Below are 11840 nucleotides of genomic sequence, written 5' to 3' on the forward strand. Positions count from 1 at the left end.
CGCTGTGCATCGCGGCCTACGGATTCCTGGTCTCCGAGCGGGAGACGATTCCCCCCTCAGAAACCGCCTCCACCAAGCTGTTCAAGGAAGCTGCAATTCCCGAAACTTATCGACCGAGGGGATCCGCCATTGCGGCCTGAACGGCACGTTCCAAATTCAATTACGACCGTTCGGAGAAGATTGAACGCGGCTCTCGTATCCACGCTATCTCGATGCCCTTGTTGCATCAGGCCAATCTCACGTCGAAGTCGATGAAAATTATGACGCAGTAAGACTAGCAGGCTGTTGAAGAACCGTCGCCACTGTGTATGTAGAAGTGGCCGACGAGCACTGCCAGCAGTGCTGATCATAGCCCATCCGCGACCGCAGGACGGATCATTCTCGTCGTGCCCTTCCCATGAGAACTCCGCGCAGGCCGATCCGTCGCGGGTGCCGTCGCGCACGTCCAGGAAGCCCTTTAGAGCCCCAAAGGCGATTTCACCCATCCGACTTGCCCTGGAAGGCGAGATGCGCCTCCTCGACGAGGCCGAGAAAGTCATTGTCCCAGACGTCCATCTCGACGATGCGCCAGCGACCGGCAAAGGCCTTCGAAGCCGGACACCTGGGCCACCGGCGTCCGCTATCAGCTTGGGCAGCCGCACCGGATTGTAGGCGGCGGCAGCGAAGGTAAAGGTCCATCCGACGCGATCACGGCCACGGAACCTGGTCTTCTCTTGCCCGGCGACGGAGCGGTCGATTGGGATTCTCCATAGCTTAGCCGGCACACAGCACAGCGCGCACATTCATCGGGTTGCACGCGATCTCAGAATGGCTGTCACGGACGGGGAGAGTTGCAACCAATTCCAACAAGCCGGGTCTCGTTTGGCTGATCATGTCGACCGAGCGCCGGGGTATCCTAGACGCCGGGAGATAGTCGCTGCTGCATTCATAACAAGAGGCGCCAGCTGCCGTTCACTTTGCGGGGTAAAATGAAAGAGCGGCATGGTAACGGAAATCGCCGCTGCAGCTCTTCCCCTCCGATCGTGGATGACGGCCGCGATAGAGGCGATCTCGGGAATGAACTCTCCTACATTCAGCGCGTATCCTCGCTCGCGAACGCAGCGCAGCTCGCGCTCAAGCGCGCTCGCCTTGGTGATCGTCCGGTCCGTATAGGCCTCGAGGCCGAGCGCCAAAATCTCTTTCAGAGTTGAGCCAGGCATCTGCGATAGTATAGCTTTTCCAGTAGCCGTGCAGTGCGCTGGGTTGCGGCCCCCTGGTGCCGCGATATGCTTGATCGATCCGGGGCCAAGTACGGTCTCGACGGTGATAGCCTCAGTCTTGTTCCAAAGACTGATCGAAGCCGTTTCTCTCGTGCTATCGGCAAGTTCCTCGAGATAAGGTCGCGCCACGCGGACCACATCGAGTTCAGCAAGAAGTCTGCTCGCCAGCGCGATAAGCTCAACTCCGAGCCCAAAACGTCCAGTCTCTTCGTCGCGCTCGACGAATCCATTGTGTTCGAGCGTCGCCAGAGTCCTCGAAACCGCGCTTGCATGCCTTCCTAGGCGGCGCGCGATTTCATTCACGCCAATCGGCCTTTCACTCGCGCCGAGAACCCTCAGCAGATTTAATGCGCGCTGCACGGTCGTAACCTCGCCGCCGGCTCGGTCGCGATCCCGTGGGGAATGTTTGCCAGAACTCATCGACGACACCTCAGCTCAACTTGACAAGCGCTCACGCACCTGACAAATTATGCAACATCATTGCATTATTTGCAACAGCAGAGGTTGTCGATGCTCAAAGGTGAGCCGCTGCGGTTAGAGCGACTTTGTAAGCAGTACGGCAGCATACGAGCGGTTCGCGAGGTTTCGGTTCAGATCGAAGCTGGCGAGTTTGTCTCATTTCTCGGGCCTAGCGGGTCCGGCAAAACGACCACGCTGATGATGATTGCGGGGTTCGCAACGCCAACCGCAGGTCAAATCTTTATCGGTGCTCGACCAGTAACCGGGCTGCCAGTGCATAGGCGCAACATCGGAATCGTGTTCCAGAACTACGCGCTGTTTCCCCATCTCTCCGTTTTCGAGAACGTGGCGTTTGCGCTAAAGATGCGCGGAGTATCCGGCTCCGAGCTTCGAGCCGGGGTGGCCGAAGCGCTCACTCTTGTTCAGCTCAGTGGCTACGAAGGGCGCATGCCTTACGAGCTGTCCGGTGGTCAACAACAGCGAGTTGCATTGGCGCGCGCGCTTGTGTTTCGCCCAGGCGTAGTCCTCATGGATGAGCCCCTTGGTGCGCTTGACAAGCAGCTTCGAGAGCGCATGCAGCTCGAACTGAAGCATCTGCAGAAATCTTTGGGAACGACAGTGGTCTTTGTCACCCACGACCAGAGCGAAGCGCTCACAATGTCTGATCGGATCGTGGTGATGAATGAGGGGGCCGTCGAGCAGATCGGGTCGCCTGAAGAAATATATGAGACTCCTCGAACCCGCTTTGTCGCGAGCTTCATTGGCGAATCCAACTTCCTTGACGCTCGTCTGGTTGGTAAAGCAGATGATGGGCCCCTCCTCGATGTGGCTGGCCTGCAGGTTCGTGCGACGTGGCAGGGCTTCGAGGATCGGGCGGGACCCGTGACGCTAATGATCAGACCCGAGAAGATCATCCCTCTGGCTGCCGGTTCGCGCGCTGACAACGAATTCGAAGGTGTGGTCCAAGAGGCCGTCTACTGCGGATGCGCCGTTAAATACCGGGTCCGTTTGCGCGCTGCCGTTCCGGTGCTTCTCACCGTAACGGCGTCGCGCCACGCTTCCTCTCCGCGATTCCATGTCGACGAACAGGTGAGAATTGGCTGGGATGCGCGGGATGGACGGCTCCTTTCTGATGACTCAAAAGGTCTAAGGCGAGATGTACCCGAAGATCGCAAAGCTGAGTTGGCTTTGTTGCGCGTGAACTCAGCTGCGGATCGCGTTCCGAAATTTTCCTGATAAAAAGGGAGAGAGCTCATGGCGCACCTAATCAGCTCCAGTCGGCCGACCCGACGTCAGACGCTAAAGGGAATAGGCGCTGCGGCCGGTGGCGCGGCGCTCGCAATTGGCGCGCCGGACATCCTGCGGGCGCAAGAATCGACTTTAGTGGTCGTTTCCGGCGGCGGATCGTATGAGCATGCGATCCGCAAAGCAGTCATTGATCCCTTCCAACGCGAGACTGGCATCAAGGTGACTTACGTGTCTCCGGCCGACGGGGCAAAACTCAAGGCGCAGGTCGACAGCAATAACGTGCAGTGGGATGTGGTGGAGCTATCCGACCCACCGTTTAGGCCGGATGTGTCCAAGTATGTCGAGGAAGTCGACTACGGGGCGTTCGACAAAGAAACGCTGGACAACCTTGTGCCTGAGGCAAAGACGAAATACGCCGTAGGCTCGCTCGTCTTCAGCACGGTGATGGGATTCTCAACGGCCGAATACCCGGCCAACAAGCCGCGCCCGCGCTCATGGGCCGAGTTTTGGGACGCCGGCAAGTTTCCGGGACCGCGCTCGCTTCGGTCATGTGCAGGACCAGGACAAGCTACTTCCACAGTCGAATTTGCATTGCTAGCGGCCGGAGTGCCCAAGGACAAGCTATTCCCAATCGATTTCGACAAGGCATTCGCGTCTCTTGATCTCATCAAGCCACACATTACGAAATTCTGGACTGTCGGAGCCGAACCGGGTCAGCTCCTGTCTGATCGTCAGGTCGCGATGTCCTCGACATGGAGTGGCCGAATGCAATTGCTTAAGGACCAGGGAGCGGGCGTTGATCACCAATGGAATGAAGCGGAGCTTTTCCCGGTTTACTGGTTCGTGCCGAAGGGCGCCAAAAACCGAGCTGCGGCCATGCGCTTTGTGGCCTACCAGGCCTCCGCGCAGGCGCAAGCTCGTCTCAACAATCTCATCTTTTATGGTCCATTAAATCGAGCCGCTTTTAAATACATTGAGCCCAAGATCGCCGCCCAGCTGCCTACGGCACCCGAGAATATTGATAAACAATTCTTCGTTGACCTGGCATACTGGGGTGCCCAATCCCCCTCTGGCAAGACTAATACCGAAGTGCTCGTCGAGCGCTGGTCCAACTGGGCAGCCAGGTAAATGACCGCTTTGTATCATACCGCAAGAGCGGTCAACGCGTGGGTGGTTCGCAATCGCGAAGCCTTGATCTTGCTTGCTCCGGCAGCGCTTCTGCTCGGGATCTTCTTCTTCGTCCCGCTCACCGGTCTCTTTTCTCTCAGTATGTTCGATCCCAGACCCACCTTCGCGCATTACCAAGAGTTCTTAGGTGATCCAACGAATTGGATCATCCTCGCCCGCACATTCGCCCTCGCAATAAAGGTTACGCTGATCTGCCTTCTATTTGGATATCCTCTCGCCTTCTGGATTGTCTCAACCCCCACCTGGGTCGCTAGGGCGCTATTGCTTGCGGTTGTGTTGCCGTTCTTCACGAGCTACCTCGTGCGTACATATGCATGGATGGTGATCCTCGGACGCTTCGGCATCATCAACCAGCTGTTGATGGCGCTCGGCCTCACCGAACGGCCTCTCGATCTTATCTACAACCAGTTCAGCGTGCTTGTAGCGATGGTCTACATCCTCATGCCGTACACTGTGCTGGTGCTCATCAGCGTAATGAGAGGGATTCCATTCAGCCTGACGCGCGCTGCTGGCTCGCTCGGGGCCTCCCCGGCCCAGAATTTTTGGCGCGTGTTCTTTCCTTTGAGCGTGCCGGGCGTGATCGCGGCTGGGCTGCTCGTCTTCTTGCTGGCACTCGGGTTCTATATCACACCGGCACTGCTCGGCGGTCCGAACACAATCTTACTGCCGATGCAGATCGATGCTTATGTGAATGGAACGCTCAATTGGCCGCTTGCCGCCACCGCTGCTACCGTGCTGCTCGCAGTCACGCTCGTGTTCTATTCAATTTCCAACTATTTCGTCGATAGCGAACGCCTGCTCAGCTCTCAGCAGGGGACTGCCCAATCAGCCGCCTCTACCGTTCGTCATTCAACCAGCGCTTATGTGAAGCTCATTGACTTCGCTACGGCTCGCGCGCGAGCGATCGGAAGAAGCCTCCGCTTTCCACTTGGCCTCGCTAGAAGTTGCGAGCGTGCGGCACTTGGGGGTAAGTTAATACGTGGATTAAGCTTGATCCTCGTTGCTTTCCTCGTCAGTCCCATCCTCATCATTGTTCCAATCTCCTTCAGCTCTTCCCGCTTCCTTGATTTTCCGCCCCCGGGCCTGTCGCTACAATGGTACGAAGCCTATTTCACAAGCGATGCTTGGGTCTCCGCGACTTTTCAGAGCTTGGGAGTCGGGATAGCCACCGCGCTTGTAAGTCTTGCCGTCGGTTCAGCAGCCGCGATGGCACTCGTGCGTGGCAGTCCGGGAATGCGCCGGGTCGGGTACCAGCTCTTGCTCGCGCCGCTGATCGTGCCGGTGATCATCAGTGCGGTGGCGCTCTACTTCCTCTTTGCACACCTGCAACTCGTCAATACGTCCCTCGCGCTGGTGCTAGCGCATAGCATCGGTGCCGTTCCGCTGGTAGTGCTGATCGTCGCCGCGAGCCTGCAGGCCCAGAACATACGGCTCGAGCACGCTGCCGCGAGTCTCGGTGCCTCGCGCATCGTTACGATTTGGCGAATCGTACTCCCGCTCATCCGTCCTGCGTTGATAGTCGCCGGGTTCTTCGCCTTCCTGGCATCATTCGACGAGGTGGTGTTGTCACTGTTTCTGAGCGGGCCAGACACCATGACTCTACCGGTCAAGATGTGGTCGGGAATTCGGGAAGAGATCACACCCACGATTGCTGCGGTTTCAAGTCTACTGATAGCGTTCACAATCATTGTCTACGCCGGCGTGGAAACAGTCCGGAAAGCGGGTGAACGGCAAACCAGGAAAGCGAGCTGACAATGAATGAGTCCACGACGGTGACTGAACTTCAAAACAGCGGGATGGATTTCCCTGCGGAGGAATATCGGTCGCGGCTGGTGCGTGTTCAGAACGAGATGGCCAAACATAATCTTCCGGTGTTACTGCTGCACCAACCGGAGAATATTCTCTATCTGACAGGATTCACTACAGGTACCTTTTTCTCGTATCTCGCCGTAGCGGTTCCAGGCCGTGGAGACCCGGTGCTGATCTTGCGCGACATGGAAGTCCCGACGGCGCAGAGCACGTCATGGGTCAAGAACTACACGATCTATGCAGATGCCGCCGATCCGGTCCCGGTTTGGCTCGACACGGCACGAAGGGCCCTTGATGGCCTTGGCCTTGCGGGCGGTCGCGTCGGCGTGGATGAACACTCCTGGTTTCTGACGGTGGAACGCTGGAAGATGCTGCAGGAGCTGCTGCCAAATGCGACTTTGGTTAAAGAGCCGCAGATCGTCGATCACTTGCGCCTCATCAAATCGCCGAGGGAAATAGACTATCTGCGCAGCGCTGGTCGCCAAGTTGAAGTAGGCATGCGCGCTGGCATCGAAGCAATTGCACCCGGTGTCAAGGAGCGCGACGTCGCAGGCGCCGTGTTTGGCGCATTGATAAAGGCGGGATCGGGAATTCCGCTCAGCGCTATCATCCTCTCCGGCAATCGAACGGATCAGGTACACGGAGAATACTCCGACCGACGTCTCGACAGGGGAGATACTGTCTACTTCGAACTCACCGGCATTCATCGCAAGTACTTCGCTCGCTTAATGCGCGCGGCGGTGGTTGGTAGGCCGACCGCCGAGCAACAGCGTGCCGCTGAGACAATCATCCGCATCCAAGACGAGGCCATCTCGCTCATGCGGCCGGGCACACCCGCGGGCGTTATCGACCGAGCTTGCCGCGAGCCGCTCTTGGCTAGCGGTCTGCGCGAGACGTACACAAATCGCTCCGGCTATTCGCTCGGTCTCAATTATCGTCCATCCGCGGGCGAGTTTATCCGCGAGTTCGTGCCAGGCGTGGAGTGGATCCTAGAGCACGGAATGGTGTTTCACATGCTGATGATGGCGGCCGGCATGGGGTTTAGCGAGACGGTGCTGGTGACGGATCGAGGCCCGGAACGCCTAACCAGCATGGAGCGCAAGCTGTTTTCTTCCTCGCTTGAGAACCATGCCCGAGGCTAAGCGCATGAAACCAGTCATTGGTATCGTCAGCAATTTCGACGTGGAGAAGAACGGTTACCTCTGTCTAGCCAACTATGTCCAGGCAGTCGAGAAAGCCGGCGCGCTTCCGATCATTTTGCCCTATGTCCGAGCAGACGAAGTGAACGCGGTACTCGACCTCGTTTCCGGCCTCATGCTTACTGGTGGTGGAGATTTTACGCCGGAACTTTACGGAGCGCCTCCGCACCCGGCTCTTCAACGAATTATCCCGGAGCGCGATAACTTCGAATTTGCGCTTGCCCGTTCAGCTCTCGATCGGCACATGCCTACTCTCGGGATCTGTCGGGGTATGCAGCTCTTGAATGTTGTAGCCGGAGGTACGATTTATCCCCATACCCTTGATGAGCTACCAGATGTGATCGACCATCGTGACGGCACACCTTTAGATCAAACCGTCCACGAGATCGAATTGGAGCGCAACTCACGCCTTTGGCAGCTCTGTGGCGAGCAGCCGTCGTCATTTCGGGTGAACAGCTATCATCACCAGGCCATCGAACGACTGGCTCCAGAATTTGTTGTTTCGGCACGCGCCAACGATGGCATCATCGAGGCGATTGAAGCACCAGGCCGGCCCTTTGTGATCGGCGTGCAGTGGCACCCAGAATGGATGTACGACACTGAGCCCGCCTGTCGCAATTTGATCGATAACTTTGCCAAAGCTTGTAGCTGGATTGAACGAGAGCCCGCATGGCCCCCGCCCGCGCGTGTGCGGTCTCGTACGCGCAATCCCTCGAGCCGTTGACTGAGCGGCGAACATCACCGTGGTTCAAGACCGGGATCGAAAGCGAAAGAGCACGATGACGTCTCCGGCAGAAACTCATACTGCCAGAATGGTAATTCGAGACCGTCAGCGTGGTTGCGTTGCTCTGCATACCGAAACACCCTGATCAATTCGCTGAAACAACATGACTCCTACATTTCACGAGCAAGCAGCGATACTGCGACATCTGGTAGGTGACGCATCCGTACATCGCCAAGAAAGCACCCTGCTCAGGTGTGACACGCACCTTCAACGTGCAGCGGGACTCTGTTGAATGACGTGAATTCCGTTTCCCCACCGAAGGAGCCTGCCCTCCATTCCTAGGGAGGCGGTGGGCAGCCGATGCTTACTGTCGGATTTGGCGAGTCCGTGACATGGTCGCGTTCAGTTTAGCTTCTGCTGCATCCTCGTTTAAACGATTGACCGGCATGCAGAATATTCTTTCCGAGACGCACGCGCGGAGTTGGCCCAATTCTTGAAGCGCCATCGTCGCAACGCGGCGAGATCTGCTGACGAGATACATGGGTGAGATTGCCGTCAATGGAACGCAAGAAGGAAAGTGATATGTCCCGCAATCCGAGCGACGGATCCGTCGGACCGAGTACCCTTGTTCGCTGGTATTTCGTGCGGTCGTGCTTATCGCGACGATCTCGTTTTCACTGTTCGCCATTGGAGCAGGCAGCGGGCCCAGATCGCGTTCCAGTTGTGTACTCTGGCGGGATCGTCGAGATTGGCCAGCGTGACGAGGTAATTCGACGGCCTGGCGTCCCTATACTCAGCGGCTTCTGTCGGCCATACCTAGGACACGTCCAGACCAAAGTGAGACTCGGCCGAAACGAGCTGTCTAAGCCGGGGCCGCCGCACACTCAGCGTAAATCGGTCGGTTGCAGAGCTCGACCGGCGCGGTGAGCAAAAGCGGCCGAACCCCATTTCATTCACCTAAGATCGTGATCTATTGGAGCGTCCAAGTGCAAGCCATAACTGAACTCGCTAACTTCAGTAGCAGCTACCCAGCGAATGCATTGCCAGCGGCTACAGGCCGGACGATCTCATTGCTCATACTAGACCTCATCGGTGCTACCGCTGCGGGTCTGCGATCGCCGTTAGCCGATGCAGTCAGAAAGTCAGCATTAGAAGCTTACGGCGAAGGCCACACAAGTATTTGGTTGACGGACAAACGGTCTAGTGTCGTCGGCGCCGCGATGGCGAATAGCGCTGCGGCGAGCGCGCTGGACATCGATGATGGTCACCGCGGCTCAGGGGGCCACCCCGGTGCAGGTGTCATTCCCGCCGCCTTGGCGGTCGCTCAGGCTGTTGACGCTTCAGTTTCCGAAACGATGGCTGCGATCGCGCTCGGATACGAAATCGGCCTCCGAATCGCGAGCTCTCGTCCTTTTGAAACACTCGATACATATGCGAGTGGACGCTGGGTCGGTTATGGGGCTGCGGCAGCAGCCTGCCGTCTCTTGGGCTTGAATGCAACTAAAACTGCTCATGCGTTGGCGATTGCCGGGTCCGAAGCACCGATCGTCTTCTTGAGCGCAACCTCGAAGTTCGAGGGCAGCATGGTCAAGGAAGCGATTCCTCCTGCCGTGGTTACAGGTGTCACCGCGGCTTATCGCGCGCGGGCAGGCGCAACCGGGCCCCTTGATCTTCTTGATGACAATGATCGGTTCACTCGCGAGCTCTTGACAGGCAATCTTGGGTCATCGTGGGAAGTTCAAAAATGCTATCTGAAGCCATATGCATGTTGCCGCTATATGCATGCAGCTATCGATGCGATCCTTGCCATGCGTCGGGGCGGGGAGGAGATCCGGAAGCTGCGCATTGAGACTTTCCAACAGACGATGCGCCTCGCAAACGAGCGCGCCCCGAGTACCTTGGAGGGGGGGCAGTACAGCTTCTACTTTAATTGCGCACTGGCCGCTTTGTATGGTCGGGAGGCGCTACAGCCTGTTCAACTTAAGCGTCTTACTGACGCACGCGTGCTCGACTTGGCCGCGCGTATCGAGCTTGAGCCATCGCCCGATTTCGCTGCCGCGTTTCCAGTCGGAACGCCAGCCCGTGTCGTCATGGATCAGGGCAAAGGGCCGGAAGAGATGATCGTGTTGCATCCCCTAGGGGATGTGGCCAACCCATTATCTACCGACCAGGTCGTGGAGAAATTCAAGAACATCACCAGAGAGAACGTTCACCCGCAGTGGCAGGACGAGATCCTCTCGGCGATAGCTAGCCTTGACACCATAGGCTTTCTGCCCCTGCTGGCTGCCCTGTCGCCGCCGGACAGCCGATACTCGACATTCCAAACCCGCAACCCTAACCAAAAAACTTGAAATATCGGTTCAAAGTTCGGGGCGCGAGGCAACCGACGGGAGCAGTACGCGCTGGCGGCCTCCTTTCCCAACAAGTGGAGGTTGGCGACCACCTCGCCGTGGATCTGGTCGATGCGGAGGCTTGCGAGTTCGGACACGCGCAGCTCCGCAGCGAGGGGGGCATGACGTCGTCGCCGGCGCGGCTGCAGGCCGTGTTCGCGCATGGAGCCGGCGAATCTTCTTGTGATTGACGATGAACCCCTATGGCTCGGCGCGGACGCGCCGCCATCCATAGTTTTCGAATTCTTCACAAATTGCCGCGATAGCCTCGATGATCGCAGTGTCGTCGTGTGTAGGGACCGCTTTTCGTAGTATGCCGAACGTGAAGTTCCCTTCAGTCGGCATCCTTCTGCGACACTGAGGCCTGAAGGCCGACAATGACGGACCTGCTCTCGCTTCTCGGCTGGTGTGCGCTTTTTTGAGCCCTCTTTAGAGGCTTCAATTCGAGCGCCTGCCTGCCCACTAGGCGCTCTAGTCTTACTGAGTCAGAGTGTCGCGGCTTTGCCGAGAAGAATCATATATTTGAGAAGACTCACTTTTCAGCATGCGGAGAGGCTGAGATGGGTCTGGCAAAATCGGGGGACGTGGGGTCGCGGTTTTCGGCGTATGTTGAGGGTCTTACGAGCGTGATCGGGCACGCGGACCGAGCCAAACCGCTTCGCGATTACTGCACCGGTCTGATGATGCCTTGCGATCGCAAGAGTGTCGAGCCGATGGCGGCGATCACGGCCCCTGATCGGACAGCAGCGCAACATCAGTCGTTGTTGCATTTTGTCGGTCAAGGCGACTGGTCGGACCAGCAGGTTTTGGCCAAGGTCCGCGAGATGGTGCTGCCGGAGATCGAACGCCACGGGCCGATCGAAACTTGGATCATCGACGATACGGGCTTTCCCAAGAAGGGACGGCATTCGGTCGGGGTTGCACGGCAATATTGCGGCCAGTTGGGCAAGCAAGACAATTGTCAGGTCGCCGTGACCCTTTCGCTTGCAAATCATCATGCGAGCTTGCCGGCGGCGTATCGTCTGTATCTGCCAAAGGAGTGGGTGACGGACCGTACACGTCGGCGCAAAGCCGGTGTGCCCAAGGAGATCACCTTCAAGACCAAGCCGGCAATTGCTCTCGATCATTTGCGCTGGGCCTGTGCGGCGGGCTTGCCGCGCGGCGTGGTATTGATGGACGCCGGCTATGGGACCGACACCGCTCTGCGTGGGAATATCACCGCACTTGGCCTGAGCTATGTGGCCGGCATCCAGCCACAAACGTCGGTATGGGCGCCTGGAACTGGGCCGCGGCCGCCGGAGAAGTGGTCGGGGAACGGGCGGCCTCCGAAGTTGCTTCGACGTGATGGCAAGTACCGACCGATCTCAGTTAAGAAGCTTGCGATCGGCCTGCCAATGGATGCTTGGCGCAAGATCACGTGGCAACGGCAGAACGCTTATCCTCGCGCTTTGCCCGTGTGCGCATCCGTCCGGCACATCGAGATTACTGGCTTGCCGAAAGCCGACCGGAGGAATGGCTGCTGATCGAGTGGCCGGAGGGCGCGGAAGCACCCACCAAATATTGG

At 57.9% G+C, this 11840-nt stretch carries 7 protein-coding genes and 3 pseudogenes; 7 read left to right on the forward strand and 3 right to left on the reverse strand.

What is annotated here, in order from left to right; genetic code table 11:
- Positions 1-274: 274 nt before the first annotated feature.
- From ACFFWD_RS16575 to ACFFWD_RS16585, 3 genes and pseudogenes are all read right to left on the reverse strand, one after another.
- Positions 275-555, reverse strand: a pseudogene (locus tag ACFFWD_RS16575) (hypothetical protein).
- 59 nt (positions 556-614) lie between these two features.
- Positions 615-731, reverse strand: a pseudogene (locus ACFFWD_RS16580) (IS5/IS1182 family transposase); the annotation flags it as partial.
- Positions 732-869: 138 nt separating this feature from the next.
- Positions 870-1679 carry an IclR family transcriptional regulator gene (locus tag ACFFWD_RS16585; RefSeq protein WP_376960361.1) on the reverse strand — a complete coding sequence of 270 codons (810 nt, stop codon included), beginning with the start codon at positions 1677-1679 and terminating at the stop codon, positions 870-872.
- Positions 1680-1769: 90 nt separating this feature from the next.
- Here ACFFWD_RS16585 and ACFFWD_RS16590 point away from each other — a divergent pair, with 90 nt between their 5' ends.
- The 7 genes and pseudogenes from ACFFWD_RS16590 to ACFFWD_RS16620 form a co-directional block, all read left to right on the forward strand.
- A complete protein-coding gene (locus ACFFWD_RS16590) occupies positions 1770-2954 on the forward strand; it encodes an ABC transporter ATP-binding protein (protein WP_376966933.1) in 1185 nt (394 codons plus the stop codon).
- An 18-nt stretch (positions 2955-2972) separates the two neighbouring features.
- The gene (locus ACFFWD_RS16595) at positions 2973-4094 is read left to right on the forward strand and encodes an ABC transporter substrate-binding protein (RefSeq protein WP_376966935.1); all 1122 of its coding nucleotides are present in this window, start codon (positions 2973-2975) and stop codon (positions 4092-4094) included.
- Positions 4095-5906, forward strand: coding sequence for an ABC transporter permease subunit (locus ACFFWD_RS16600; RefSeq protein ID WP_376966937.1), 1812 nt, complete (start codon positions 4095-4097; stop codon positions 5904-5906).
- A gap of 2 nt (positions 5907-5908) precedes the next feature.
- The gene (locus tag ACFFWD_RS16605) at positions 5909-7105 is read left to right on the forward strand and encodes a M24 family metallopeptidase (RefSeq protein WP_376966939.1); all 1197 of its coding nucleotides are present in this window, start codon (positions 5909-5911) and stop codon (positions 7103-7105) included.
- A gap of 4 nt (positions 7106-7109) precedes the next feature.
- The gene (locus ACFFWD_RS16610) at positions 7110-7886 is read left to right on the forward strand and encodes a gamma-glutamyl-gamma-aminobutyrate hydrolase family protein (RefSeq protein WP_376966941.1); all 777 of its coding nucleotides are present in this window, start codon (positions 7110-7112) and stop codon (positions 7884-7886) included.
- Positions 7887-8872: 986 nt separating this feature from the next.
- The gene (locus ACFFWD_RS16615; RefSeq protein ID WP_376966943.1) at positions 8873-10237 is read left to right on the forward strand and encodes an MmgE/PrpD family protein; all 1365 of its coding nucleotides are present in this window, start codon (positions 8873-8875) and stop codon (positions 10235-10237) included.
- A gap of 599 nt (positions 10238-10836) precedes the next feature.
- Positions 10837-11840, forward strand: a pseudogene (locus tag ACFFWD_RS16620) (IS701 family transposase); the annotation flags it as partial.

Source organism: Bradyrhizobium erythrophlei (assembly GCF_042430365.1).
Classification (GTDB): domain Bacteria; phylum Pseudomonadota; class Alphaproteobacteria; order Rhizobiales; family Xanthobacteraceae; genus Bradyrhizobium; species Bradyrhizobium erythrophlei.

Bases quoted from the DNA above. Each gene is read 5' to 3' on its own strand.
- ACFFWD_RS16610 (WP_376966941.1), top strand. From the start codon at position 7,110: ATGAAACCAGTCATTGGTATCGTCAGCAATTTCGACGTGGAGAAGAAC.
- ACFFWD_RS16585 (WP_376960361.1), bottom strand. From the start codon at position 1,679: ATGAGTTCTGGCAAACATTCCCCACGGGATCGCGACCGAGCCGGCGGC.
- ACFFWD_RS16590 (WP_376966933.1), top strand. From the start codon at position 1,770: ATGCTCAAAGGTGAGCCGCTGCGGTTAGAGCGACTTTGTAAGCAGTAC.
- ACFFWD_RS16605 (WP_376966939.1), top strand. From the start codon at position 5,909: ATGAATGAGTCCACGACGGTGACTGAACTTCAAAACAGCGGGATGGAT.
- ACFFWD_RS16600 (WP_376966937.1), top strand. From the start codon at position 4,095: ATGACCGCTTTGTATCATACCGCAAGAGCGGTCAACGCGTGGGTGGTT.
- ACFFWD_RS16595 (WP_376966935.1), top strand. From the start codon at position 2,973: ATGGCGCACCTAATCAGCTCCAGTCGGCCGACCCGACGTCAGACGCTA.